Source organism: Pseudomonas graminis, from assembly GCF_900111735.1.
In the GTDB taxonomy this organism is placed as follows: Bacteria; Pseudomonadota; Gammaproteobacteria; order Pseudomonadales; family Pseudomonadaceae; genus Aquipseudomonas; species Aquipseudomonas graminis.
The window spans coordinates 66,016-92,729 of sequence record NZ_FOHW01000023.1 but is presented as its reverse complement, the minus strand read 5'-3'; the positions used below and the strand labels follow the sequence as shown (position 1 = coordinate 92,729).

The 26,714-nt window shown below is 61.5% G+C and carries 18 protein-coding genes and 1 pseudogene; 6 read left to right on the top strand and 13 right to left on the bottom strand.

Features of this window, described 5'->3' with window-relative positions; all coding sequences use genetic code 11:
* Positions 1–645: 645 nt before the first annotated feature.
* From fabI to gloB, 9 genes and pseudogenes are all read right to left on the bottom strand, one after another.
* Entirely contained in the window at positions 646–1,440 is a 795-nt protein-coding gene (gene fabI / locus BMY98_RS17355; RefSeq protein ID WP_037013635.1) for an enoyl-ACP reductase FabI, read from the bottom strand.
* Positions 1,441–1,459: 19 nt separating this feature from the next.
* Complete coding sequence (locus BMY98_RS17350; RefSeq protein WP_074891215.1) at positions 1,460–3,070, bottom strand: ABC transporter ATP-binding protein; 1,611 nt, start codon at positions 3,068–3,070, stop codon at positions 1,460–1,462.
* A 1-nt stretch (position 3,071) separates the two neighbouring features.
* Positions 3,072–4,091 carry an ABC transporter permease gene (locus BMY98_RS17345; protein ID WP_074891214.1) on the bottom strand — a complete coding sequence of 340 codons (1,020 nt, stop codon included), beginning with the start codon at positions 4,089–4,091 and terminating at the stop codon, positions 3,072–3,074.
* Between the two features lies 1 nt (position 4,092).
* The gene (locus tag BMY98_RS17340; RefSeq protein ID WP_074891212.1) at positions 4,093–5,166 is read right to left on the bottom strand and encodes a microcin C ABC transporter permease YejB; all 1,074 of its coding nucleotides are present in this window, start codon (positions 5,164–5,166) and stop codon (positions 4,093–4,095) included.
* 1 nt (position 5,167) lies between these two features.
* Positions 5,168–7,063 carry an extracellular solute-binding protein gene (locus tag BMY98_RS17335; RefSeq protein WP_074891210.1) on the bottom strand — a complete coding sequence of 632 codons (1,896 nt, stop codon included), beginning with the start codon at positions 7,061–7,063 and terminating at the stop codon, positions 5,168–5,170.
* Positions 7,060–8,889: an extracellular solute-binding protein gene (locus tag BMY98_RS17330; RefSeq protein ID WP_074891209.1), complete on the bottom strand. Its 1,830-nt coding sequence runs from the start codon at positions 8,887–8,889 to the stop codon at positions 7,060–7,062. Before BMY98_RS17330 ends, BMY98_RS17335 begins: the two co-directional genes overlap by 4 nt.
* Before the next feature lie 212 nt (positions 8,890–9,101).
* Positions 9,102–10,538: a lytic transglycosylase gene (locus BMY98_RS17325; protein ID WP_425438889.1), complete on the bottom strand. Its 1,437-nt coding sequence runs from the start codon at positions 10,536–10,538 to the stop codon at positions 9,102–9,104.
* Between the two features lie 123 nt (positions 10,539–10,661).
* Positions 10,662–10,715 (bottom strand): annotated as a pseudogene (locus BMY98_RS28155) (lytic transglycosylase domain-containing protein); the annotation flags it as partial.
* Between the two features lie 99 nt (positions 10,716–10,814).
* Positions 10,815–11,594, bottom strand: coding sequence for a hydroxyacylglutathione hydrolase (gloB, locus tag BMY98_RS17320; protein ID WP_074891205.1), 780 nt, complete (start codon positions 11,592–11,594; stop codon positions 10,815–10,817).
* A 99-nt stretch (positions 11,595–11,693) separates the two neighbouring features.
* Between gloB and BMY98_RS17315 the strand changes: the two genes are divergently transcribed.
* The 4 genes from BMY98_RS17315 to BMY98_RS17300 all read left to right on the top strand — a co-directional run bounded on the left by BMY98_RS17315 (position 11,694) and on the right by BMY98_RS17300 (position 14,565).
* Positions 11,694–12,452, top strand: coding sequence for a class I SAM-dependent methyltransferase (locus BMY98_RS17315; protein ID WP_074891203.1), 759 nt, complete (start codon positions 11,694–11,696; stop codon positions 12,450–12,452).
* A gap of 45 nt (positions 12,453–12,497) precedes the next feature.
* On the top strand, positions 12,498–12,950 hold the full coding sequence (gene rnhA / locus BMY98_RS17310) for a ribonuclease HI (RefSeq protein WP_074891201.1): 453 nt from the start codon (positions 12,498–12,500) through the stop codon (positions 12,948–12,950).
* Between the two features lie 240 nt (positions 12,951–13,190).
* Positions 13,191–13,937 (top strand): DNA polymerase III subunit epsilon, encoded by a 747-nt coding sequence (gene dnaQ / locus BMY98_RS17305; protein ID WP_139214525.1) that lies wholly within the window; start codon positions 13,191–13,193, stop codon positions 13,935–13,937.
* Between the two features lie 58 nt (positions 13,938–13,995).
* Positions 13,996–14,565 (top strand): GNAT family N-acetyltransferase, encoded by a 570-nt coding sequence (locus BMY98_RS17300; protein WP_074891197.1) that lies wholly within the window; start codon positions 13,996–13,998, stop codon positions 14,563–14,565.
* Positions 14,566–14,646: 81 nt separating this feature from the next.
* Here the strand turns inward: BMY98_RS17300 and BMY98_RS17295 are convergent, their stop codons facing one another.
* Positions 14,647–14,859, bottom strand: coding sequence for a hypothetical protein (locus BMY98_RS17295; protein WP_074891195.1), 213 nt, complete (start codon positions 14,857–14,859; stop codon positions 14,647–14,649).
* A 329-nt stretch (positions 14,860–15,188) separates the two neighbouring features.
* Between BMY98_RS17295 and BMY98_RS17290 the strand changes: the two genes are divergently transcribed.
* Both BMY98_RS17290 and BMY98_RS17285 read left to right on the top strand, forming a co-directional pair.
* On the top strand, positions 15,189–15,752 hold the full coding sequence (locus BMY98_RS17290) for an NADPH-dependent FMN reductase (RefSeq protein ID WP_074891193.1): 564 nt from the start codon (positions 15,189–15,191) through the stop codon (positions 15,750–15,752).
* A 174-nt stretch (positions 15,753–15,926) separates the two neighbouring features.
* Complete coding sequence (locus BMY98_RS17285; RefSeq protein WP_074891191.1) at positions 15,927–21,206, top strand: dermonecrotic toxin domain-containing protein; 5,280 nt, start codon at positions 15,927–15,929, stop codon at positions 21,204–21,206.
* A gap of 60 nt (positions 21,207–21,266) precedes the next feature.
* On the opposite strand, the gene BMY98_RS17280 is transcribed toward BMY98_RS17285, so the two are convergent.
* The 3 genes from BMY98_RS17280 to egtB form a co-directional block, all read right to left on the bottom strand.
* A complete protein-coding gene (locus tag BMY98_RS17280; protein WP_074891189.1) occupies positions 21,267–22,418 on the bottom strand; it encodes an acyl-CoA dehydrogenase family protein in 1,152 nt (383 codons plus the stop codon).
* Positions 22,419–22,421: 3 nt separating this feature from the next.
* Complete coding sequence (locus BMY98_RS17275) at positions 22,422–23,519, bottom strand: enoyl-CoA hydratase/isomerase family protein (RefSeq protein WP_074891187.1); 1,098 nt, start codon at positions 23,517–23,519, stop codon at positions 22,422–22,424.
* 595 nt (positions 23,520–24,114) lie between these two features.
* Positions 24,115–26,262 carry an ergothioneine biosynthesis protein EgtB gene (egtB, locus tag BMY98_RS17270; RefSeq protein ID WP_074891186.1) on the bottom strand — a complete coding sequence of 716 codons (2,148 nt, stop codon included), beginning with the start codon at positions 26,260–26,262 and terminating at the stop codon, positions 24,115–24,117.
* Between the last annotated feature and the right edge of the window lie 452 nt (positions 26,263–26,714).

The following is a 26,714-nucleotide window of genomic DNA, read 5'->3' as shown; positions in this document are numbered from 1 at the left end:
CCGGGGAGGTGACGCGGAGCGTCACGGGATGCATTCCCACGCAGAGCGAGGGAACGATCAAAGCAATCAAGATCAACAGCTTCCCGGCTGAAGCCGGTCCCAAGAGGTGAACGCGGTGCTTTTCGTGGGACCGGCTTTAGCCGGGAAGCCTCTGATCTGCCTGCTTTGCTTTTGATCTTGATCTTCAAGCACATAAAGCCCAGACGACGCGTATCGCGACTTGGGTGCAGGCCGAACGCAGACGACGCGGAGTGGGCCGAGCGGCATGGATGCCGCGAGAGCGCCGCTAGGACATGGATGTCCGTTCGGCGCGGGCCCACGGAGCGTCGTCGGAGTGAGGGAACCCCGAGGAACGAGGGGCCTAGCCAGGAGCAAGCACCCTTGGTTACTTGGGGTGCTTTTCCAAGTAACTCGCCGGAGGCGAAACAGTTCTGCCTCTGGCAGAACCCTGTCAGCGCCACCCGCGGCCTGGAATTATCACGCTACTCCAGGGCCGATCTCACCAAAGAAACCCAAGGCGAAAAAAAGCGGCAGATCATCTAGCCCCATGGCCGTCTGATCCACCGCTTTTGCCAGCTAGCCGGCGTTTACAAGTCCTGCACCCGTCTCCAGAGCGTAATCACTCTGAAGACGGCCAAGCAACCATCAACCTTCCAGATCACCCATCGCCGTGGTGTTGAAACCACCGTCGACGTACATGATCTCGCCACTGACACCGGACGCCAGGTCAGAGCACAAGAAAGCGCCTGCGTTGCCCACTTCTTCAATGGTCACGTTGCGACGCAATGGAGTCTGCGCCTCGTTTGCCGCCAGCATCTTGCGGAAGTTCGAAATACCCGAAGCCGCGAGGGTACGGATCGGGCCAGCCGATACCGCGTTGACGCGTGTACCTTCAGGGCCGAGGCTGCGGGCCAGGTAACGAACACCGGCTTCAAGGCTGGCCTTGGCCATGCCCATCACGTTGTAGTTCGGCATGGTGCGCTCGGCGCCCAGGTACGACAGCGTCAGCAGGCTGCCATTGCGGCCCTTCATCAGGTCGCGGCCGGCCTTGGCCAGGGCCACGAAGCTGTAGGCGCTGATGTCGTGAGCGATACGGAAACCTTCACGGGTGGTGGCTTGGGTGAAGTCACCGTCCAGCTGGTCGCCCGGTGCGAAGCCAACGGAGTGCACGATGCAATCCAGACCGTCCCACTTCTTGCTCAGCTCTTCGAAAACCTTGGCGATTTCTTCGTCGCTGGCGACGTCGCAAGGGAAGCACAGATCAGCGTTCGAACCCCAGCTCTCGGCGAATTCCTCGACGCGCTTCTTGAGTTTTTCGTTCTGATACGTGAAGGCAAGCTCAGCGCCTTCACGGTGCATGGCGGCAGCGATACCGGATGCGATGGACAATTTGCTGGCGACACCGACGATCAGGACGCGCTTACCGGCGAGAAAACCCATTGTTTTGTTCCTCTTCAGGTTAATCGACAGCTGCCGGCGCCAAGAAGGCGGCCTCCAGCAGCTGCTGTGTATAAGGATGTTGCGGTGCGGCGAAGATGTCTTCTGCCACACCTTGTTCGACCACTTGGCCTTGCTTGACCACCATCAGTTGGTGGCTTAACGCCTTGACCACCGCCAGATCATGGCTGATGAACAAATACGTCAGGTTGTACTTGGTTTGCAGGGAGCGTAACAGCTCCACCACTTGACGCTGAACGGTGCGGTCGAGGGCCGAAGTCGGCTCGTCCAGCAAAATCAGCGCCGGTTTTAACACTAATGCCCGGGCAATGGCGATTCTTTGCCGCTGTCCCCCTGAAAACTCGTGGGGGTAGCGGTGCCGGGTCGCCGGGTCCAGACCCACTTCCTTGAGCGCTTCGATCACCGCCGCCTCCTGCTCCACCGGCGTGCCCATCTTGTGGATCCGCAGGCCTTCGCCAACGATGTCACACACCGACATGCGCGGACTGAGGCTGCCGAACGGGTCCTGAAACACCACCTGCATCTGCCGCCGCAGCGGCCTGACCTGATGCTGATTCATCTCCGCCAGCGATTGCCCGTGAAAGCGTATCTCGCCTTCGCTGCGAATCAACCGCAGGATCGCCAGGCCCAGCGTTGATTTGCCGGAGCCGCTCTCGCCGACAATCCCCAGCGTCTGGCCCTTGGGCAGACTGAAGTGGATGCCGTCGACCGCCTTGACGTGATCGACCGTGCGCTTGAACACGCCTTTCTTGATCGGAAACCATACTCGCAGGTCTTCGACTTCCAGCATTGGCGCGCCCGGCGGATTGTTCGCCGGCCCGCCTTTGGGCTCGGCGCTGAGCAGTTCACGGGTGTACGGATGCTGCGGCGCGCGGAACAGCTCTTCGCACGATGCCTGTTCGACGATGCAACCGCGCTGCATGACACATACTCGGTTGGCAATTTGCCTGACGACGTTCAAATCGTGGCTGATCAGCAGCAAGGCCATGCCCAAGCGGGCCTGCAATTCCTTAAGGAGCTCAAGGATTTTCAGCTGCACCGTGACGTCCAGCGCGGTGGTCGGCTCATCGGCGATCAACAATTCGGGTTCGTTGGCCAGGGCCATGGCAATCATCACCCGCTGGCGCTGGCCGCCGGACAGTTCATGGGGCAGGGCCTTCAAGCGCTTTGCCGGCTCCGGAATGCCCACCAGCTCCAGCAGCTCCAGCGTGCGCCTCGTCGCGGCTTTGCCGGTCAAACCCTTGTGCAACCCGAGGACTTCATTGACCTGCTTTTCGATGGACTGCAGCGGGTTCAGCGAGGTCATCGGCTCCTGGAAGATCATCGCGATGCGGTTGCCGCGGATGCCGCGCAGGCGCTTCTCGCTGACCTTCATCAGGTCGTCACCGGCGTAGCGAATCGTTCCGGTCGGGTGGCGCGCAAGCGGGTAGGGTAGCAATCGCAGGATCGAATGGGCGGTGACTGACTTGCCCGATCCGCTTTCGCCGACCAGTGCCAGGGTTTCGCCCTTGCGGATGTCGAAGCTGATGCCTTCGACCACCCGCTGCACGTTGGTGCCGTTCACGAATTCGACGGAGAGGTCGCGAATCTCGATCAGATTGTCCTGATTCATCTCATTTCCTCGGGTCGAATGCGTCGCGGGCGGATTCGCCGATGAACACCAGCAGGCTCAACATGATCGCCAGCACGGCGAAGGCGCTGATGCCCAGCCACGGCGCCTGCAGGTTGGATTTGCCCTGGGCCACCAGTTCGCCCAGCGAAGGCGAGCCGGCGGGCAGGCCGAAGCCGAGGAAGTCCAGCGCGGTCAGCGTGCCGATCGCGCCGGTGAGAATGAACGGCATGAAGGTCATGGTCGACACCATCGCGTTGGGCAGGATGTGGCGGAACATGATCGCGCCGTTTTCCATGCCCAGCGCCCGAGCGGCGCGCACGTATTCGAGGTTGCGGCCACGCAGGAACTCGGCGCGCACCACGTCCACCAGGCTCATCCACGAGAACAGCAGCATGATACCCAGCAGCCACCAGAAGTTGGGCTGCACAAAGCTGGCGAGGATGATCAACAGGTACAGCACCGGCAGCCCGGACCAGATTTCCAGAAAGCGCTGGCCGATCAGGTCCACCCAGCCGCCGTAGAAACCCTGCAGGGCCCCGGCGATAACGCCGATGATCGAGCTGAGGATCGTCAGCGTCAGGGCGAACAGCACCGACACGCGGAAGCCATAGATCACCCGCGCCAGCACGTCGCGGCCCTGATCGTCGGTGCCCAGCAGGTTTTCCCGCGAGGGCGGGGCAGGGGCCGGGACTTTCAGGTCGTAGTTGATGCTCTGGTAGCTGAACGGAATCGGCGCCCACAGCGTCCAGCCGTCTTTGGCCGCCAGCAGCTCCTTGATGTAGGGGCTCTTGTAGTTGGCCTCCAGCGGGAATTCACCGCCGAAGGTGGTTTCCGGGTAGCGCTTGAACACCGGGAAGTACCACTCGCCGTCGTAGCGCACCGCCAGGGGTTTGTCGTTGGCGATAAGTTCGGCGCCAAGGCTTGCGCCGAACAGGATCAGAAACAGCCACAGCGACCACCAGCCACGCTTGTTGGCCTTGAAGCGTTCGAAACGGCGTCGATTGAGAGGGGACAACGTCATATCAATGATCCCTGCGGTCGAAGTCGATGCGTGGGTCAACCAGCGTGTAGGTCAGGTCGCCGATCAGTTTCACCACCAGCCCGAGCAGGGTGAAGATGAACAGCGTGCCGAACACCACCGGGTAATCGCGGTTGATCGCGGCTTCAAAGCTCATCAGGCCAAGGCCGTCGAGGGAGAAGATCACTTCCACCAGCAGGGAACCGGTGAAGAAGATGCCAATGAACGCCGATGGGAAACCCGCGATCACCAGCAGCATGGCGTTACGGAACACGTGCCCGTAAAGGACTCGCCGTTGAGTCAGGCCCTTTGCCTTGGCGGTAATCACGTATTGCTTGCCGATTTCATCGAGAAAGCTGTTTTTCGTCAGCAGGGTCATGGTGGCGAAGTTGCCGATGACCAGCGCGGTGATCGGCAGCACCAGGTGCCAGAAGTAGTCGCCCACTTTGCCCAGCCAGCTCATTTCGTCGAAGTTGCTCGACGTCAGCCCGCGCAACGGGAACCAGTCGAAATAACTGCCGCCGGCGAACACCACGATCAGCAGGATGGCGAACAGGAACGCCGGAATGGCGTAGCCGACGATGATCGCCGAGCTGGTCCAGACGTCGAAATGGCTGCCGTGGCGCGTGGCTTTGGCGATCCCCAGGGGGATCGACACCAGGTACATGATCAGCGTGCTCCACAGCCCGAGGGAGATCGACACCGGCATCTTCTCGACGATCAGGTCGATGACCTTGGCGTCGCGAAAGAAGCTGTCGCCGAAATCCAGATGGGCGTAGTTCTTGACCATGATCCACAAGCGTTCCGGTGCCGATTTGTCGAAGCCGTACATGTGCTCGATTTCCTTGATCAGGCCCGGGTCCAGGCCCTGGGCGCCGCGATAGGTCGAGCCCGCCACCGAGACTTCCGCGCCGCCACCGGCGATGCGGCTGGTGGCGCCTTCGAAGCCTTCGAGCTTGGCGATCATCTGCTCCACCGGACCACCCGGTGCGGCCTGGATGATGACGAAGTTGATCAACAGAATGCCGAACAGTGTCGGAATGATCAGCAGCAGACGCCGCAGAATGTAGGCCAGCATGTTATTGCTCCGTGCCTTTGGCTGACTCGGCGTCGGCCGGCATCTGATCTGGCGCGACCTGCACGGGAATGGCCGGCGTCGCGTCGGGTTTGACCCACCACGTCACGGTGCCGATGTCGTAGAGCGGGGTTTTGCCCGGGTGGCCCAGGTGATCCCAGTACGCCACGCGCCAGGTCTTGATGTGCCAGTTCGGGATCACGTAGTAGCCCCACAGCAGCGCACGGTCGAGGGCGCGGGTGTGGTCAATCAGGCTCTGGCGCGAGTCGGCGTTGATCAAGCCGTTCACCAGCGTGTCGACGGCCGGGTCCTTGAGGCCGATGACGTTGTAGCTGCCCGGCTTGTCGGCGGCGGAGGAATCCCAGTATTCGCGCTGCTCGTTACCCGGCGAGCTCGATTGCGGGAAACTGCCGACGATCATGTCGTAGTCCCGTGAGCGGCGGCGGGTGATGTACTGCGACACGTCGACCCGGCGGATTTCCAGATCGATGCCGATGTCGGCCAAGTTGCGCTTGTACGGCAGGAGCACGCGCTCGAATTCGGTCTGGGCGAGCAGAAACTCGATGGTGACGGGCTTGCCGTCGGTGTCGACCATCTTGTCGCCGACGATTTTCCAGCCGGCCTCCTTGAGCAACTGAAACGCCTTGCGCTGTTGCTCGCGGATGATGCCGCTGCCATCGGTGACTGGCAGCTTGAACTCTTCTGAGAACACCGATTCCGGCAGCTTGCCGCGCAGGGGTTCGAGAATCTTCAGTTCGGCAGGCGTCGGCAGGCCTTTGGCGCCCATGTCGGAATTGTCGAAGTAGCTTTTGGTGCGGGTGTAGGTGCCGAAGAACAGCTGCTTGTTGGTCCACTCGAAATCGAGCAACAGGCTGAGGGCCTGACGCACGCGCACGTCCTGGAACATCGGCTTGCGCAGGTTGAAGATGAAACCCTGCATGCCTTGGGGATTGCCGTTGGGAATTTCTTCCTTGATCAGACGGCCTTCTCTGACAGCCGGAACGTCATAGGCCGTTGCCCAGTTCTTCGCCGCCATTTCCTGCCAGAAGTCGAAAGCACCCGCTTTCAATGCTTCGAGAGCTACCGTGTTATCGCGGTAGTAGTCGGTGGACAGCCGGTCGAAGTTGTAGAAGCCCTTGTTGATCGGCAGGTCCTTGCCCCAGTAATCCTTGACCCGCTCGTAGCGCACCGAGCGTCCGGCCTTGACCTCGACCACCTTGTACGGCCCGCTGCCCAGGGGAATTTCCAGGTTGCCCTTGCTGAAGTCGCGGCTGGCCCACCAGTGCTTGGGCAGCACTGGCAACTGGCCGAGGATCAGCGGCAGTTCGCGGTTGTTGTTGTGCTTGAACTTGAACAGCACCGTGGTCGGGTTTTCGGCGACGGCCTGATCCACGTCGGCGTAGTAACTGCGGTACAGCGGCGAGCCGTCCTTGATCAGCGTTTCGAAGCTGAACACAACGTCTTCGGCGCGGACCGGATGACCGTCGTTGAATTTCGCTTCGGGGCGCAGATAAAAACGCACCCAGCTGTTATCCGGCGCTTTTTCGATCTTGCCGGCGATCAGCCCGTATTCGGTGAACGGCTCGTCCAGGCCCTGGCGGGCGAGGGTGTCGTAGATCAGTCCGATGTCGTCGGCAGGCACGCCTTTGCTGATGAATGGATTGAGGCTGTCGAAGCCACCAAAACCGGCGCTGCGCAGAATTCCGCCTTTTGGGGCGTCAGGGTTCACGTAATCGAAATGCTTGAAGTCGGCGGGGTATTTCGGCGCTTCGTTGTACAGGGTGATGGCGTGTTGCGGAGCCGCCTGGGCTGCGCAGGTCACGCCGAGCAGCAGCGGGGCCAGCACGAACGGACTCAGAAACAGGCCGCCGGCGCGGGTCAGGGAGCGCAGGGCAGTCATTGGGTTTTCTCCGAAGGCTTGAGCCACCACGCACGCAGGCCCAGGGTGTAGGGCGGGGTGGTGACCATGGCGAACCGGTTGCGGTACGCCAGACGATGATTATTGAGGTACCAGTTGGGGATCATGTAGTGCTGCCACAGCAACACCCGATCCAGAGCGCGGGTCGCTGCCACCTGGTCGTCCCGGGTTTTGGCCGCCAGCAACTGGTTGAGCAGGTTGTCGACCACCGGGTTGGCAACGCCGGCGTAGTTTTTGCTGCCTTTGATGCTGGCCTGGCTGGAATGGAAATACTGCCATTGCTCCAGCCCCGGACTGAGGGTCTGGTTGAGGGTCATCAGAATCATGTCGAAATCGAACTGGTCCAGCCGCTGTTTGTACTGGGCGCGGTCAACGGTGCGCAGGTGCGCGTCGATGCCGATCCGCGTGAGGTCTTCGATGTAGGGCTGAAGGATTCGTTCTAGGTTGGGATTGACCAGAAGTATTTCGAAACGCAACGGCTGCCCTGCGCTGTTGGTCAAGCCGCGCTCGGTGAATGTCCAGCCCGCGTCGGCCAGCAGTTTCAGCGCTTTGCGGATGGAGTCGCGGGGCACGCCACCGCCGTCGGTTTTTGACACGGCGAAGGGCTGGGTGAACAGCTTGGCCGGCAATTGCTCGCGGTATGGCGCGAGCATCAGGAATTCGCGGCCGGCGGGCAGGCCGCTGGAGGTGAATTCGCTGTTCGGGTAGTAGCTGGTCGAGCGCATATAGGCGTCGTTGAACAGCGTGCGGTTGGTCCACTCGAAGTTGAACATCAGCCCCAGTGCCTCGCGCACGCGGATATCGGCGAACGTGCCGCGACGGGTGTTCATGAACAGCCCTTGGGTCTGCGTGGGGATCTGGTGCGGGATCTGCGCCTTGATCACCTTGCCCTCGGTCACCGCCGGAAAGTCATAACCGGTGAGCCAGTTCTTCGCCTGATGCTCGATGTAGATGTCGAACTCGCCCGCCTTGAATGCTTCGAACGCCACGTCGGCGTCGCGGTAGAACTCCACCTCGACGCGGTTGAAGTTGTACTTGCCGCGGTTGACCGGCAGGTCCTTGCCCCAATAGTCCTTCACCCGCTCGAATACCAGACTGCGGCCCGGCCGCACCTGGGTGATGCGGTAGGGGCCGCTGCCCAACGGGGCCTCGAAGGAGGTGGCCTTGAAGTCGCGGTTCTTCCAGTAATGCTGTGGCAGGACCGGCAGCTCGCCGAGCCGCAGAATCAATAATGGGTTGCCGGATCGCTTGAACACGAAACGAATGCGGTGGCGGTTGAGGATGTCCACGCGCTGCACTTCCTGCAACGCGGTGCGGTACTGCGGGTGACCGTCCTTCAGCAACGTTCTGTAGGAAAACGCCACGTCGTAGGCCGTAATCGGCTTGCCGTCGTGAAAGCGCGCTTCGGGGCGCAGGTTGAACACCACCCAGCTGCGGTCGTCGCTGTACTCGACGGTTTTGGCGATCAGGCCATAACTGGAGGTGGGTTCATCGCCGGAGGGATCGTACTGGCCGGTGCCGACCATCAGCGGTTCGTTCAGCTCGCTGACGCCGTACTGGCCGAAGTTGGGGGTCGAAATCGGGCTGCTGCCCTTGAAGGTGTAGGGGTTGAGGGTGTCGAACGTGCCGTTGGCCATGATTCGCAGGGTGCCAGCCTTCGGCGCCTCAGGATTGACCCAGTCGAAATGCGTAAAGCTGGCAGGGTACTTGAGGACGCCGAATTGTGCGTAACCATGGCTTTCGCTGATGGTCGCGGCGGCTGTCGTGCTCAAGACCAGGCTGAAAGTCAGCAGCAGGTGACGTATCAAGTCGGCGGTCGATCCAGGCAGCGGTCGGTCACAGTAACAGCTTGTATCGGCTGGAAAAAGGGCGGGGCGGGGGGGCATCTTGAACGTTGCACGACCTGTAGGAGCGCGCTTGCCCGCGATAAAAGTGTGTCAGCCAGCACAGCAGTGTCTGAAACACCGCGTTCGCGGGCAAGCGCGCTCCTACAAAGAGCGTTGGCGTTGCCTGCGACTCATCAGTGCGGCAGGTACACCGTCAATGTCTGCCCTGGCTTGAGGGCCTGGCCGCTGCGCGGGTTCCAGCGCTTGAGGTGCTGCATTTCGACGTTGAAGCGCTTGGCGACCAAATACATCGAATCGCCTTTCTGGATCTTGTACTGCATCGACTTCTTGCCGGCGTTCTCGCCCTTGGCGCTGTTATCAGCCTTGGCCACGGCACGGGAGCTGGCTCTCGCCGGTTTGCTGGTGTCCTGCATGACCAGCGTCTGGCCGACCTTGAGGTTCTGGCCGGACAGTTTGTTCCAGTGCTGCAAATCCTTGACGTCGACCTTGTTGATGCGCGCGATCTGCACCAGGTTGTCGCCCTTCTTCACCCTGTAGCTGCGGGTGCGCGCCGGCTTGTCGTCCACCTCGGCGACTTCTTCGAACACCGGCGTCGCAAACTGCATGCCCGGCTGCACCGGAATCGTCAGCGCCTGGCCGCGTTTCACCTGATTGCCGGACAGCTTGTTGATGTCCTTGAGCGTGCTGGTCGACACCTTGTAGCGGCTGGCGATGCTGGCCAGGCTGTCGCCCGGACGCACGCGGTATTGCTGCCAGTCGACCAGCTCTTCAGGCTTCATGTTGGACAGGTTGGTGGTCAGCAACTGGGATTTCGACGTCGGCACCAGCAGGTGTTGGGGTCCGTCGATGGTCAGACGCTTCTTGAAGGCGGGGTTGAGCTGCACCAGCTCGTCTTCGTCGATGTTCGCCATGGCGGCGACTTTCGACAGGTCCATGCGCTGATTCAGTTCGACGACCTGGAAGTACGGCTTGTTGTCGATCGGGCTGAGGTTGACGCCGTAGGCATCTGGCGACATGACCACCTGGGACAGTGCCAGAAGTTTCGGCACGTAGTCGCGGGTTTCCTGCGGCAGCGGCAGGTTCCAGTAGTCGGTGGGCAGGTTGAGCTTGTCGTTGCGTTCGATGGCGCGGCTGACCGTGCCTTCGCCAGCGTTGTAAGCCGCCAGTGCCAGCAGCCAGTCGCCGTTGAACATGTCGTGCAGCTTGGTCAGATAGTCCAGCGCTGCCGTGGTGGACGCAGTGATGTCGCGGCGGCCGTCGTAGAAATTGGTCTGACGCAAGTTGAAGTACCGACCGGTGGACGGAATGAACTGCCAGATCCCCGCCGCATCGCTGCGCGACAAGGCCATCGGGTTGTACGCGCTCTCGATCACCGGCAGCAAAGCCAGCTCAAGGGGCATGTTGCGTTCTTCAAGACGCTCGACGATGTAGTGCATGTAAAGACTGCCGCGGTTACCGGCGGTTTCGAGGAACGAAGGGTTGTTCGCGTACCAGAGACGCTGCTGATCGATGCGCGGATTCTGGTCGTTGCCGTCTTGCAACTGGAAACCTTGACGCATGCGCTCCCACACATCATGGGGCGGCGCGAGCGGCACAGGTTTGCGCGCGATATAAACAGGTTTTGGTTTAGTGCTGGCGACGGGATGGGCGGCACTGGAACCGTTCCCGGATTCGAGGCTGCCGGTGCTCTGGCAGCCTGCCAGTGTCGCGCTCGCGACCACTGCGATTGCCTGGGCCAACCGAGTCAATGTGTCGGAATTGAAGGTTTTGCGTATAGATGACGACATTGGCTGGGGGATAGTTCCAGGCGAAAATGTCGGGCGATTCTAGAAAGTGGCTGGTGAACGGTCAACCTTTCAGAATTTCCGTGCCGATTCGCAGCCTGTTTAGAACTTATCTTTCCATGCCCGCAGCACGGCAAAGACCTCTGTGGGCGATGCGTTGTGGGTTCCGCTCCGTTCGTCTGCTTTTTGTTTCACGGAGATGACGGCGGCTCGCAGAAACGGATTCGTCTTGCGCTCCAGTGCCAGCGTCGACGGCACGCTGATGCGGTTTTGCGCGCGCCATTGCGTCACTTGCTCGAAGCGCTGCAGCACGTCGGCATTCTCCGGCTCGACCGCCACGGCAAAGCGCAGGTTGCTCAGTGTGTATTCGTGGGCGCAGTAGACGAGGGTGCTTTCGGGCAGATCGGCGAGCCGGCTCAGGGAGTGATGCATCTGCTGCGGCGTGCCTTCGAACAAACGCCCGCAACCGGCGGCGAACAGCGTGTCGCCGCAGAACAGCAGTGGCTGTTGCGCATCGGCATGGTAAAAGGCGATGTGGCCCAGGGTGTGGCCGGGGACTGCATGGACGGCAAATGTCAGGCCGAGTACGGTGAGTTCATCGTTATCGGACAGGGCCACGTCCCGCGCCGGAATGTTCTCGCTGGCCGGGCCGTAGACCTTGGCACCTGTCAGCGTTTTCAGTTGCGCGACGCCGCCGGTGTGGTCGGCGTGGTGATGGGTGATGAGAATGTCGGTCAGGCACCAGTCAGGGTTGCGCTCAAGCCAGGCAATGACCGGAGCGGCATCACCCGGGTCAACCACGGCGCAGCGTTTGACGGCATTGTCTTGTAACAACCAGATGTAGTTATCGCTGAAAGCGGGCAGGGCATCGACCTGTATCATGGCTCGGTTCGCTTGGCTGGAAACATAGAGAAGCATCTTAGGGTCTGAACAGACTCGAGGCGAGTCTCTATCGCAATGACCCTCTCATGGAGACCGGAAATGACCGATGAAGCGTTCGCCCAGGCCGATCCCGAGTGGCTTGAGCTGATCAGCGCCGCCCGCGACTGGCTGTCCGGGCCCCTGGGGCAGTTGTTGCTGGGAGAAGAAAGCCGCGTGCTGGAACAGGAACTCGAGCGTTTTTTCGGCGGGTATCTGGTGCATTACGGCCCGTCGGCACAAACGCCGCCGGCGGCGAAGCAAGTGCAGCGCAACGTGCGACTGGGCGCGCCGTTGCCGGGTGTCGAGATCGTCTGCGAAGAGCAGGCCTGGCCCCTGAGCGAGCACGCCGCCGACGTGGTGGTCATGCAGCACGGCCTGGATTTCTGTCTGTCCCCACACGGCCTGTTGCGCGAAGCCGCCAGCAGCGTGCGTCCCGGCGGGCATTTGGTGATCGTCGGGATCAATCCCTGGAGCACCTGGGGCATTCGGCATTTTTTCGCCAACGACGCCCTGCGCAAAGCCCGCTGCATCTCGCCTTCTCGGGTCGGCGACTGGCTCAACCTGCTGGGCTTCGCGCTGGAGAAACGCCGCTTCGGGTGCTATCGTCCGCCGCTCGCTTCGCCCAAGTGGCAGGCTCGTCTGGCCGGAATGGAACGTCTCGGCGATGGCTGGCAAAGTCCCGGCGGCGGCTTCTATCTATTGATTGCGCGCAAGATGAGTGTGGGGCTGCGGCCCGTGCGCATGCCGCGCCGCGAGCCGATGGGCAAACTGCTGCCGCTGCCGATGGCCAAGGTCAATCGGCGCACGCCCGAGCCTTGATTCACCGGCTGACGCCACGCTTTCTCAATTTCTGGAAACATCGTAATGAGCGATACCGTAGAACTCTTCACCGATGGCGCCTGCAAGGGCAACCCGGGTCCCGGCGGCTGGGGTGCATTGCTGGTGTGCAAAGGCGTCGAAAAAGAACTCTGGGGCGGTGAAGCCAACACCACCAACAACCGCATGGAACTGCTGGGCGCCATTCGCGGGCTGGAAGAACTGAAGCGGCCGTGTGAAGTGGTTCTGGTGACCGACTCACAGTACGTGATGAAAGGCATCACCGAGTGGATGGTCAACTGGAAGAAGCGCGGCTGGAAGACAGCGGCCAAGGAACCGGTCAAAAACGCCGATCTCTGGCGGCAGCTGGACGAGCAGGTCAGCCGGCACAACGTGAGCTGGAAGTGGGTGCGCGGGCACATCGGCCATCCTGGCAACGAACGCGCCGACCAGTTGGCCAACCGCGGCGTGGATGAAGTGCGCGGCATCAAGCACGCTTGATCAAGGCACTGTCGCGGTGACGCTGATGATGAGCACTGCAGGAGCCGGCTTGCTGGCGAATGCATGCGTTCAGCCGACATCCTCATCCCTGACACAACGCGTTCGCCAGCAAGCCGGCTCCTGCAGCACCAGCGTGCGCGGGTCGCCATAAGGCGATAGCCGCGCGCGCACATCCCAAAATCCCCATGCTAATATCCGCGCCTGAAGCTGAGGCGGTAGGCAATGACTGTACAAAACATCATCACTGAACGAAGGGTTGTCCTCGATACCGAGACCACCGGTATGCCCGTCACCGACGGCCATCGGGTTATTGAAATCGGCTGCGTCGAGCTGATCGGCCGGCGGCTGACCGGACGGCATTTCCACGTTTACCTGCAACCGGACCGGGAGAGTGACGAGGGCGCCATCGGCGTTCACGGCATCACCGACCAGTTCCTGATCGGCAAACCGCGTTTCGCTGAAGTCGCCGACGAATTCTTCGAGTTCGTCAAAGGTGCTCAGCTGATCATCCACAACGCCGCGTTCGACGTGGGCTTCCTGAACAACGAATTCGCTTTGATCGGCCAGCACGATCGCGCCAACATCAGCGATCACTGCACGATCCTCGACACCCTGGCCATGGCCCGGGAACGTCATCCGGGCCAGCGCAACAGCCTCGACGCGCTGTGCAAACGCTACGACGTCGACAACTCCGGCCGCGAATTGCACGGCGCCTTGCTCGACTCCGAGATTCTCGCCGAAGTCTATCTGGCGATGACCGGTGGCCAGACGACTCTGTCGCTGGCGGGCAACAACGATGGCGAGGGCGGTGCCGACCGTCCTTCCGAGATCCGCCGGATCGCCAACCGAACACCAGGCCGCATCATCGTCGCCAGCGAGTCCGAGCTGGCGGAGCACGAAGCGCGCCTGGCCGTGATCGCCAAATCCGCCGGTGCCCCGGCCCTGTGGACCCAGTTGCTCGAAGCGCAGGCCCAGGCGGAAGCCTGAAGGCGGCAGCGGCCTTCATAGAAGGTGATGTCGATCCCGGTAATCGTGCAGGAGGCCCATGGTGAACACGTTCAGCCCGACTTTCAGCATTCGCGTCGCTGACGAGTGCTTCGAAGATTACATCCTCAACAGCGAATTCACCTTCACGGTCACCGGCTATGCCCGGGTGCAGATTGGCGAGCCCGTGTCGCACTGGCACGTCGATGCGGTCGAGCCTTACCTGAAAAACTACGGCATCGATTCCGAGGAGTTCTGCAATTATCGGGACGCCGCCGACAGCACCGTGCTGGTGGCCTGGCTCGATGAGCAGCCGGTCGGGCACGTGGTGGTCAGTCACCACTGGAACGGATTCGCTCACATCGATGAACTGGCGGTCGACGCCGGGGCGCGGCGCAATGGCGTGGCGCAAAAGCTGCTGGACGTGGCGCAGTTCTGGAGCCGCAAGCGTGGTCTGCCGGGCATCACCCTGGAGACCCAGAACAATAATCTGGAGGCGTGCCGGTTATATGAGCGCTACGGGTTTGTGGTCGGAGGGGTGGATCATCTGCGTTATCGCGCGATAGATCCGTTGACGCAAGAGGCGGCGATTTTCTGGTATCTGCTGTTCGACGCGCCGGGCATCGAGTGAAGCTGCAAGCCCGTCTGACCTGAGCCGTGGCCGCGCGAAGTGAGCGGCCTGCGTAGAAAGAGGTGGGCTTGCAGTGGTGTTTCAGTGCTCTCGCAGGAGCTTGACCTTGCCCTGAATCAACTCGAATTCCTCTCCGCCCAAATGCTTGACGCGGTCGCCAATGGCCAGGCGATAAGTGGAAACGGGCTCCTTGCCATCAGCCTCGTCAGGCTGTGATTCACGGAATTCATGCACCGAGTAAACGCGTCCCTCCGCATCCCTCGCATGAAATTGCCCAACTAGAACTGAAGCCATTTGCTTTGTAACCTCTGGAAATAACTGCTCGTTTTCGCTCGCATCCTAACACCGCGAGTGAATAAACCGTGTCCGCTTGTAAGGTAATTCCCAAATATCTATGAGGACCTTATCCGCCTAAGGCAGTCAGACCGCCTTTTTGAGGGGGAGTTTTCGGCCCTCGGAAAAATAGTCACGACCGACGGTAGCGTGGCCCGCGCCACGCATGAGCCGATGACCCACGCAACAGCATCGAACCTTTCGATGATTAGCAACGGAAAAACAACACAGAATGTCGCACATGTTTCATCTATAACTGTTGTCTCCTCCCATAGCAGAAGGTCCGTTTCATGAGCCAGGTTCATTCGATTGCAGTCATCGTCGGCAGCTTGAGGAAAGACTCCATCAACCGCAAAGTGGCCCACGCACTGGCTGAGCTGGCGCCGTCCAGCCTGAAGCTGAGCATCGTCGAAATCGGCGACCTGCCGTTGTATAACGAAGACATCGACGCAGATTCGCCGCCTGCCGCCTACACCTCCTTCCGTGAGGCCCTGAAGGGTGCCGACGGGTTTCTGTTTGTCACCCCTGAATACAACCGCTCGGTGCCGGGCGCACTGAAAAACGCCATCGACGTTGGCTCGCGCCCCTACGGCAAAAGCGCGTGGGGCAGTGCAAAACCTGCGGCGGTGGTCAGTGCGTCGCCGGGGGCGATCGGTGGTTTTGGCGCCAACCAGCATTTGCGCCAGTGCTTCGTGTTCCTCGACGTGCTGTGCATGCAGCAACCGGAAGCGTACCTGGGCAACGCGGGCACCTTCTTTGACGAACACGGCAAGCTGAACGAGAAGACGCGCCCATTCCTGCAGAACATCATTGATGCCTTTGCCGGCCATGTGGCGCGCACGCTGAAGGTTTAAGGGGGAGGGCGGGAGACGCCGATGCGACGCGTCTTCGCCAGTTAAGCCTGAATTTCCGTCGCCGTGTACAGCATTATGTAACGCAGATGCCCCGCGGTTATTCCCTACGCTTCTTGCATTCCTGCCCATGCCCGGCTGACCGCCGGGCATGGGCGTTTTGCTCAAGGAGCGGCAATGTCCACGGTTACTCCCCTTTATTTCCACAGCGCGTCCCTCAGGCAGCGCTTCATTCATGAACTTGATCGGGCGACCGACGCCGGTCGACTGAAGCCTGAAGAGGTGGCGTGGCTCAGAAAGCTGACGCTCACGCCGCCCGACCATGGTGCAGCGGCCGACCCTGACCCGGTGCGGGTTGATCGTCTGGTGCTCAACGACGCTTTGCCCACCTCCCTTGAGGTGTCGGCGGCATTGTTATTCAGCCATTCCGAGACGGCTGACTCGAGAATGTACCTGCTCACGCTCGCCGACGGTCTCGCCGTGTTCGGTGATCGTCAATCGCTGCTGACGGGGCTGTTTGCGCGATTTGCGGGCGGCAATGCAGCGACGGGTTTCGAATACGAAAAGGTCGACGGTGATGCGTTCTCGGCCCAGATGCGGGCTATCGTTGAGTTTCAGGCCGCCTCGACTCGACAGCTCACAGCGCGTCTCAGAATGACGCCGACGCTGTTCGCCGTGTTGTCCGACACGCTGGCGGTCCAGTTGCGCCGCTTGTCGCCGCCGCTCCGCGTGGATCCGGCCACGCACTTGATGCGCATCGTGCAGCCCGCTTCGGGCGCCGACGAGCAACGCGTGCTGGTCACGCAAACCCTTGCGCAGACGGCGTTCGAAGATTTTTGCGACTTCCGCCAATTACCCGGCGTAAGGCGGCAGTTTCTGGATGCGCAGGGCCGGTTGGTCGGCGAGCAGGATGCCGTCCATATGGCGCGGGCTCTAAGCGATGCCGTCACCGAGTTGCCCGTGCACTATTCGCACTCGCTGGAGCGGTTTTGGAAAGACCCGGCGCACGGTCGTCCATTCTGCGAGATCGCCATCGAAAGCTACAGGACCAGCCTTTCACACGAGCTGTACAGCAGGGTCCAGGACGGCACACTTTCAGAGGCGCAGTACCAGGCCATGATGCCTGCGGATCGGGCGGCAACCAGGGCAATCGATACGGATCTGCCCGGCAAGCGGATCGTCCTGCAGTGGGGGGATGGCACACAAAGAACCCTGGCCGGCACGTTCGTTCTGGACGTGGGGCCGACCGGACAAGGGCCGCTTTTCTGGTTCTCACCGGATCACGAGCTCAAGCAGTTCGAGAGTCTCTCGGCGCTAACTGCCTTCTGCTCAACCCCGGAAGGCGGCGATATCCTGAGCGCCAGCCTGGATCTGGCGGACCAGTCACTTCTTCTGCGGGCTGACGGATTCGAGCTGATACTTGAGGACATCGCCGAGCCGTTGGTCGTCGAGCGGGTGGAATCAATCTTCACGATGCAGCTGCGTAATCTGCAGCACGTCTGCCGCTTGCGCACACAGGCCGAGAAGATGTCGGCGATGTTCGACGATGCGCTGGACGTGCGTCAGTTGATCGACCCGCGGCAGCAGCATTTCAGCGTAGGGCGATGGACGTCGAACGTGCCGCTGAATTTCGGCCGGACGTGGGAGCAGAGTGGAACTGATGATCTGGTTCTGGTCGACTCGGTCAGCGGCCCCGACGAGATCGTAACCTTCCCTTACGACAGGGCTCGTACCAGTGCGCCCCTTGCCAGTCAGCTCGCGCCGTCATGGCTGGAGCAATCCCAGGTCTCCGACGCGGGCGCCGAGCACTTGCGCGAATTGGACAACGCACTGGTGAGCTACGCCGAAACGGCTCTTCAGACTTACATCTGCGTCGCTTCACCCACGCAGCTGCTGGCGCGAGAGGTGCGGCTGCGTTGGTTGCAGCCATCGGTGCCCGATGGGTCAGATGTGGCATTGAACTCGGTAGCGGTGAGTGAAACCCTGCGTGTCTTCTCCAGCGACCTGGTGTCGTTGCTGCTGGAATGCGTGAGCGGTCACCGCAGTCACCCCCTTCCTCACACGGCCCAGATCATAGTGCCACCCGAGAGTCCTGCGGCGAACTTTGACATGGAACTCGTGAATTTGCTGATTGAGCGGGCGGCCACGGATTTTGCCGCGCGTTACGTCGAGCATTACGAACAATCGCAGATCGGCAAAGCGCGCCTCGGAAACCGCCAGCTTCAACCGGTCGCGACAGCCTTTACCCTGCGCGAGGATGCCTTGCGCCTGGACTTGGCATTGAGGCAACGAAAGGCGGAGCTTAGCGCGCCGGCCGTAGCCGTGGTCAGTCAGGTGCTCGACTCGCCCATCCGCTCCCTGAGGTCAGGTAGCAGCGCCACTTTCACCGAAGTGTTTACCCTGGCGATCGAGTGCGAGAACGCGCCCGGCGCAGCGATCAGCGACGCGCTCGTGCTCTGGCAACCGGCGAACGCGGCGGCGGGAGCGATGCTGTGGACCGGGCCGCGAGGCTGGCGGCAGTTCGCGTCGGTCGAGGTGCTGAATGAGCACGTCCTCGGCGCGCTCCGGGGACCGCACGCTGAACGCTGGCTCAGTCTGCTCAGCGAGCGCGATCAGTTGCTGCTGCGCAATCACCTGGCGCGCAGGCCCGCCCAAGCGATGCGCGTGCACCTGCATCGAGTGGACGGGCACGCGGTCAGAGCCCTGCAGCAATCGGTCCTGGATCGACAACTGCAGAACCTTCAGCAGCTGTGTGCACGCGCCACGCGCTGTCGCTTCGAAGCACAGCTGTTTATCGAGCTGGCCAGATCGACCGAAGTCGACGAGCCATTGATCCGCATGCTCGACAACCTGGCCATGCGCATCGATATCACGCTGTTCGAGGAGTTGTTGCCGCCATGGCTGAAATCGGCGTCAGTCGCCGATATGAAAACCTACAACGAGATCTGGCGTCGTTATTACGTGGTCAGCAGTGGCAATGAGAGCTTCCTGTTCGACATTCCCAGCCTCAAGGATTACTCGCGGGATCGGCTGATCGAGCAATTCGCCAAGGACTTCCCCGACCGCCAGTGGGACCCGGATCACATCACGGTGACCCTGCGTCGCTACGTCCCGGCGCTTACCGGGGTGGGCCAGATACCGTCGGGCATCCCCGCTGCGACCCTGGTAAACAGCGAATCGCTGACTGATTACGCGGTCAATCGCTTTGTCGACATTCAGGACGGCATCCTGACGGTGACCTCCGACGAGCACCCGGACGCGGTCGGTCTGCTGACCGCCAATTACCTGCGCACCATGACCCGGCACCTGGACGTCGGCGCCGGCTTCATGGTGTTACTGCGTCAGGCGCTCAACCCTGCGAACCCCGACTGGCCAAGGCGTTCGCGTCTCTACGCCGAGCAATTGCCACCGATGATGCAGGCGGTGGCGATGCAGCAGAAACTCGAAGGGGGCCTGAGCGCCGAGGCGTACGCGTATATCTCACGGGTGGTCGAGATGCCGGACGGCATTGCTCGTGAGCCAGTGGGCGAGACCCCTGTGATCATCAGCCCTCTACGATTGGTCGCTGACGAAGGCATGACTCCCGATACCGTCAAAGGCGCGTATCTGATCTGCCCACGCGGGGCCGGCCGAGGGCCGGTGATCCTGCACGCGATCATTCATCCGGCATTCGTTTTCCGTGAATACCCCGACATGGCAGCACTCCTGGCCGATATCCGCAGCGACGAGGCCTTGCAGCGGATGCTGCTGGAGCGGCTGGACCCAGAGGTCCGAAAACGCTATGAGCACGGTGGTTTCATTGAGCCTCACCTGCCGTTCGCTGCCGAGAGTTTCGGTGACGTGCCCACTCACACACCGGGGCCGGTGACCGTGTCGCTGGCGGAGGTGAAGGGCAACGCCCTGCAGTTTCTGCTGACCGACACAGTCAATCTGCTGGTCGACCTTGGAGTCGCGAACACGGTAAGCAGCGCCCAGGCCGATCAGGCATCGCTGAAGTTTCTCGGCATGCTGGGCCTCGAACAGGTGTTGAGCATAATGCCTGGCAAGTTGGCCACGATGGTGGCGCTTTGGCAGAGTCATAGCCTGTTGCAAGCCTCGGCAGCGTCAGCCTCGGGCCGCCGCTGGGGCGAGGCGATTTCCGAATTTTCCGCCGCGCTGGGTGTGATGGTCACGGCGAGGGAACAGGCCGACAAGGATGACCTGGTAGAAGGCGAGCCGGCGACGGGCGAAGAGTCGTCGGCCACAACGTTCGAGTGGGCAGGCGTGACACTGACCGCCGACCAGTTGAAGCGGCTGCGTGCCCTGGAAGCCCGCAATGTTTCGTTGAATGACCTCAAGCGAGATGACTTGCTGAGCCTTTACCGCGACAGCAAGACCCAGACGCTTTACGCGGCGGTTGGGGGCACGGTTTACCAGATCCGGCGCCGCAGCGAAGACGCGCAGTGGATGATTGTGGGCGAGGACGGAACGCCCGGCCCGCTTGTGCGGCTTGATGGTCGTCAGCGCTGGCAACTGGATATTGGCCTGAAGGGCGGAGGCGGGCTGGTGACCCGAATGCGCGCGGAGGGTGCGCAGCGAAGCGCCGAAGATGCCTTGATCATTGAGGCGACGGGGATGCAGGAAATCCGCACGTTGTATCGGGACAGAGCGCTGGCTATTGGTCAGGCGCATCTTCAGGCCAAGCGTTACCTGGAAAACTGCCTGGACAATCTCAACGTACATTCGCCGGGAACGCCGCCCGACCCTCGAGTGCTTGAGATCCTGGGTGACTTTTTCGGTGTGAACCCGCCCGGCCAGGATCTGTTGATCGAGACCGAGCGCGCGGTCAAGGCACTGTTCGATGAAGTGATGGACGCCTCGTTGTCGCCCTACTCATCGCCGCGGTTTGTCGTCGGATCCACTCGTCCCGGTCATGAGAGCACGCTGGGGTTCATCATCAAGTCGGACCCCAAGAAGCGCCTGTTTCTGACCGAGCGGTTTTTTCAAGTGCCGGCGTACAGGGTCTCGAATGACCCACAAGGCTTCGACATGCCTGCGCACTACCGTTCGGCAGTGCTCATCCACGAACTGTCCCACCTGGTGCTGCGCACCCACGACATTGCGTACCTGGAAACCAACGCGCCATTTCCGGACCTGCTGCTGGCCAACAGTACCAACACGATCAAGTTCAAGTCCGACCTGGAGCGTTTGCAACGTGAGGGGCTGTCACACTTCAGCGAAAGGGACGACCTGTTTTTGCACATGAAAGATGGTGAGTGGTCGGATCTGGACTCGCAAGACGGTGAGGCGTGCACTGCGGTGCTTGATCTTACTAAATCCATGACGCTGGACGAGGCGCGGGATGAGTTCCTGCACGATGCGACAAAACGAAGTCGGGTGCTGATGAAGAACGCTGACTCGGTGACCTTGCTCATTCTGCGGCTGGGCCGGCACAACTTTGTCGTGCCGGGCCATTAAGTGATGGGCTGACCAGCAGGCGCTGAGCGTTGGCAAGGCTCAGCGCCGACTGGTTCAGGCTTACAGTGCGTAGTGCCGCAGTTCGCGGGCGATCAGCAGGCGCTGGATTTCGCTGGACCCTTCATAGATCTGGGTGATCCGCGCGTCCCGGTAATACCTTTCCACCGGGTAATCTTCCAGATAGCCGTAGCCGCCATGGATCTGCACAGCCTTCGAGCAGACCCATTCGGCCATTTCCGAGGCGAACAGCTTGGCCTGGGACGCTTCCGACAGGCAGGGTTTACCGGCCGTTCTCAGGCGCGCGGCGTGCAAGACCAGCAGCCGCGAGGCGTTGATGCGGGTGTGCATGTCGGCCAGCAGATTGGCGATGCTCTGATGCTCGATGATCGGCTTGTCGAACTGCACACGCTCGCGGGCATAGGCCAGCGCAGCCTCAAACGCCGCGCGGGCGATGCCCAGGGCTTGGGCGGCAATGCCGATGCGCCCGCCTTCCAGGTTGGACAGGGCAATGGACAGCCCCTTGCCGCGCTCACCCAACAGGTTTTCCGCCGGAATCCGGCAGTTGCTCAAGGTCACCGCGCAGGTGTCGGAGGCGCGGATACCCATCTTGTGTTCCATCCGATCAACGCTGTAGCCGGGGTTGTCGGTAGGCACCAGAAAGGCTGACAGGCCGCGCTTGCCCAGCTCAGGGTCGGTCACCGCGAAGACGATCGCCAACTGCGCGCGCTTGCCGTTACTAACGAACTGCTTGGCGCCGTTGAGCACCCATTCGCCGTCTTTCAGTTCGGCACGGGTGCGCAGATTGTGGGCTTCGGAGCCCGCCTGGGGTTCGGTCAGGCAGAAACAACCGATGGCCTGACCACTCGCGAGTTTTTCCAGCCACTGTTGTTTCTGCGCGTCGCTGCCATAGTTGAGCACCGGCCCGCAGCCCACTGAACTGTGCACACTCATCAGCGTGCCGGCGGCGCCGTCGGCGGCGGAGATTTCTTCGACGGCCAGCGCGTAGGCAACGTAGTCGATGTAGCTGCCGCCCCATTCCTCCGGGACCATCATGCCGAGCAAGCCCAACTCGCCCATCTTGGCCACCAGCGCGTCGTCGATCCAGCCGGCTTTCTCCCAGGCCTGGGCATGGGGCGCGATTTCATTGCGCGCAAAGTCCCGCGCCATGTCACGAATCATCACTTGTTCTTCGGTCAGTTCAAGATCTTGCATAGGTCACGCCTCATGACCGCTGAAGAAGCTTGCCACGTGCTCGGCATCGAGAGCCTGCACGCTGGAAGGGCTCCATTGCGGTTTCTTGTCTTTGTCGACGATCAAGGCGCGTACGCCCTCGATCAGGTCTCCGCGTTCAAACCACTGGCGGTCCAGATGCAGCTCCAGGGCGAAGCAACGCTCAATCGGCAGATGCCGGCCGAGACGCAGCAGCTCCAGGGTGACCGCCATTGCCAGTGGTGAACGGGTCTGCATCAGGTGAGCGGTGTCGATGGCCCAGGCATGGGTGTCGTAGACGCTCACTTCCAGCAGTTGTTCGATGATGCTCGGGACGTCCGGCAGGGCAAAGAAATGATCGATGGCCGGCCGCAGCTTGGCCAGCGGCGGGGCAGGGAGGTGCTGCACGCCCAGTTTCGCCAGTGCGCCCTGCACATCCTTGAGCGGCGTGAGGCTCCACTTCAGGTTATCCAGCTGCAGGTCGAGGTCATCGAGGCGCGTGCTGTGGAGATACCAGTTCGCCAACCCGCAATACAGCGCATCGGCGGCCTGGATCTGCACGCCGGTGAGGCCCAGATAAATCCCCAGTTCGCCGGGCACCCGGGGCAGAAAGTAGCTGCCGCCCACGTCGGGGAAATAACCGATTGCCACTTCCGGCATTGCCAGGCGGCTGCGTTCAGTGACTACGCGCAGGTCCGCGCCCTGGGCCAGGCCCATGCCACCGCCCAGCACGAAGCCGTCCATCAGGACGACAACGGGCTTGCGGTAATGATGGAGGGTGAGGTCCAGTGCGTATTCTTCGGCGAAGAAATCCAGGTGCTCGGTTCGGCCGGCTTTGAAACTGTCGTACAGCGAGCGGATGTCGCCGCCGGCGCAGAACGCCTTTTCGCCGGACCCGCGCAGGACCACGGCGTAAACGTTGTCATCCTTTGCCCAGGCGTCGAGCTGAAATTGCAGCTGACGAACCATGTGCAGGTCGATGGCGTTGAGGCCCTGGGGGCGGTTGAGGGTGAGGTGACCAATGTGATTGCGTACGTCGGACAGAATGCTGTCGCAGGCTGATTGCTGGCCCGCGTATTCGGCAGGTAGTACCTGAGCCGTCATCGCTGACTCCCTGTTGATTATTGTTGTACTCAATACCCGGATGAACAGCCGGGATCCGTGAGGGTGCCAATGGATGCTACCAGCGCCATTTTGCAAATGACACCGGAGAATCCTGCCAGGTTTGCCAAGCACAGATATGGACTGTAGGACGGGCGACGGGTTAGCAGGGTGACTGCCGCTGTTCGCCGGATCGCGGGACAAGCCACGCTCCTACAGATATCTTCATACGCCGGACATCCCGCGCCTGACATAGATCGGTGTAGGAGCGCGCTTGCCCGCGATGGCGGTATATCAGTGGCATCAACGGTGGATGACACACCGCGATGGCGGTAGACCTGTGGCATCAACGGAGCTGACACACCGCATTCGCGAGCAAGCTCACTCCTACAGTGGATCTGGGCATGGCGCACGATCTTTGGCTTACCAACGTCTCTGGGAGCCGGCTTGCTATCGCCGAACGCTGCGTGTCAGGCGATTGATTCGTCACAGGCAAACCGCATTCGCGGGCAAGCGCGCTCCTACAGGTTCGTGCCTGACCTGAATACAGGCGCGAACCGATGCCTGCCGTACCACAGCCGCCCGCAGGCCGCTGTCATTACGCCTGCAAACTGAACAAGGCCATTTCCGGTGCGTCGCTGATCCAGCATTCGCTGACGGTCCATCCCGCGCGCGCCGCCAGTTCGGTGAACGACTCAACCGTAAACTTGTGGGAGTTCTCGGTGTGCAGCCGTTCCCCGGCGGCGAAGCGGAAGGTGTGGCCGGCCACGGTGACGCTTTGCTGTTTGCGGCTGACCAGGTGCATTTCCATGCAGGCCTGTTCGGCGTTCCACACGGCCAGATGATCGAAGGCGGACACATCGAAGTCGGCGTTCAGTTCGCGATTGATGCGGGTCAGCAGGTTCTTGTTGAACTGCGCGGTCACGCCTTCGGCGTCATCGTAAGCCGCCACCAGTGTCTGCTCATCCTTGACCATGTCGACACCGACGATGAAGTGCGCGTTTTCACCCAGCACCTCATGGGCGCTGTGGAGGAAATCCACGGCCTGCTCATGGCTGAAGTTGCCGATGGTGGAGCCCGGGAAGAAACCCACGCGGGTGTGGCCGTCGGCTTCTTCAGGCAGCGTGAGCACCCGCGTGAAGTCGTCGACCTGGGGCGCGACGATCAGCGAAGGGTAGCGCTGGCGCAATGACCGGGCGGCCTTGTTCAGCGCGGTTGCGCTGATATCGATCGGCACATACACGGCGATGTGCGGCGCGGCATCGAGCACCAGACGCGTCTTCTCGCTGGCGCCGCTGCCGAACTCCACCAGCGCTGCGCCAGGTGGAATGGTGGCAGCGATCTGCCCGGCGATGCCTTTCAGCAGCCCCGTTTCGGCGCGGGTCGGATAGTACTCCGCCGTTTCGCAGATGGCTTCGAACAGGTCGGAACCCGCTGCATCGTAAAAATACTTGGGCGACAGGGTTTTCTGAGCAGCGCCAAGACCGGCCACCACGTCGCGGGCGAATTCGCTGTCGTTCGGGTCAACGACGCCGGGCTGACGGCTGTCACGGGCCAGGCGCAGGCCCGAGACCATCCAGCGTTTGTCGGCATGGAAGAAGTTGCGATAGGTCAGCCGGCAATGGTCGGGCGACGTGACGCTGGCGCCGCCGCGCAGGACCATCTGGTTGACCATGAATTTGCCGTTGTACTCGCCCACCGCACCCACCGATGGCTTGAAACCGGGGTAGGCGCTGTAGGCACTTTGCGTCCACTGCCAGGCCACGTCATCCACTTGCTCCAGCAAACCGGCCCGGGCGGCGGCTTCCCATTCGGCTTCGGTGGGCAGGCGCGCATCGGCCCAGAGCGCGAATGCCGCGGCTTCGTAATAACTGATGTGGGTGACTGGCGCCGATGGGTCGATTGACTCAAGGCCGCGCAGGCTCATGCGCTTCCAGCCGTTCTCGTCGTGCTGCCAGTACATCGGCGAATTCCAGCCGTTCTCCTGCACCAGCGACCAGCCTTCAGACAGCCACAAGGCAGCGGTGTGATAGCCGCCGTCGGCAATAAAACTCAGCCACTCGCCATTGGTCACCAGCCGGTCGCTGATCTCAAAGGACTGCAGGTATGTGGTGTGGCGCGGGCCTTCGTTGTCGAAAGAAAAGTCGCCGCCGTCGTGGCCGATCTCGGTCAGGCCGGCGCTCAGCGGCTTGAAGTGACCGCGACGGCCCGACAGGTCTTTCGGCCAGCGCGGGCTGTAAGCAGGTTTCAGGGACGACAGGCTGAACAGATGGAGGATGTCCATCAGAAGCAGTTCCTGATGCTGCTCCTCGTGGGCAAGACCCAGCTCGATCAGGCTGGTCATCTCGTCGCTGAGCGGCGTCATCAACAGCGTCGTCATGTTTTCGTCGACGTGCCTGCGGTAGGCCAGCACCTGGTCGACGCTGGGCCGGGTCATCAACCCGCGTTGGGGGCGGGGATGACGCGGGCCGACCGCTTCGTAATAGGAATTGAACAGGTAGCCGAATGTCGGATCGAAGGCTTCATAACCCGGCAGGTTAGGCGCCAGCAGAAAGGTTTCGAAGAACCACGTGGTATGCGCCATGTGCCACTTGGCCGGGCTGGCGTCGGGCATCGACTGCACCACCATGTCCTCGGCGCTCAGTGGCTCGACCAGAAATTCGGTACGTTCCCGCACACTTTGAAAGCGCTGGCACAGGGTGTGGGTAGCGGATGTTTCACGAAGCTGGCGTAGTTGGCGCGTCATCAGGTGCTCTCCGGCGTTGCCGATGCCCGGTGGACCCGGTGGAGTGATTCCACGCAGCCAGGCGGTACGGCGATTCAGGGTTTGAGGCTCGTGAAGCCCGGAATGTTCAACCGAAATATCCAAACGAAGGAGCAGCTCTGCCCACGAGTACGCTGATGCCTTTAATCATCAGCGTCTTGCAGGGGGCTACGGCACGCAGCGAGTGTAGCGTCGGTATAGCTCCGGTGCGGGCGGATTCGCGCAGTCGGTGATCGATGGCCAGTCGGCGGTCTGTCTGCGGTAACCTGCCGGCCTTTCCGCGCAGTGGCGCTGCCCATGACGCACGTCTTGCGGGCAAAACCTGAACCTGCGCGGCAACTGACAGTCAGCACAACAGCATGTTTGCCCGAGCGGGCAGGGTATTGCAGATCAAGTGTCAGGTTAAACAGTGAATCACGTCAGATGAATGAACC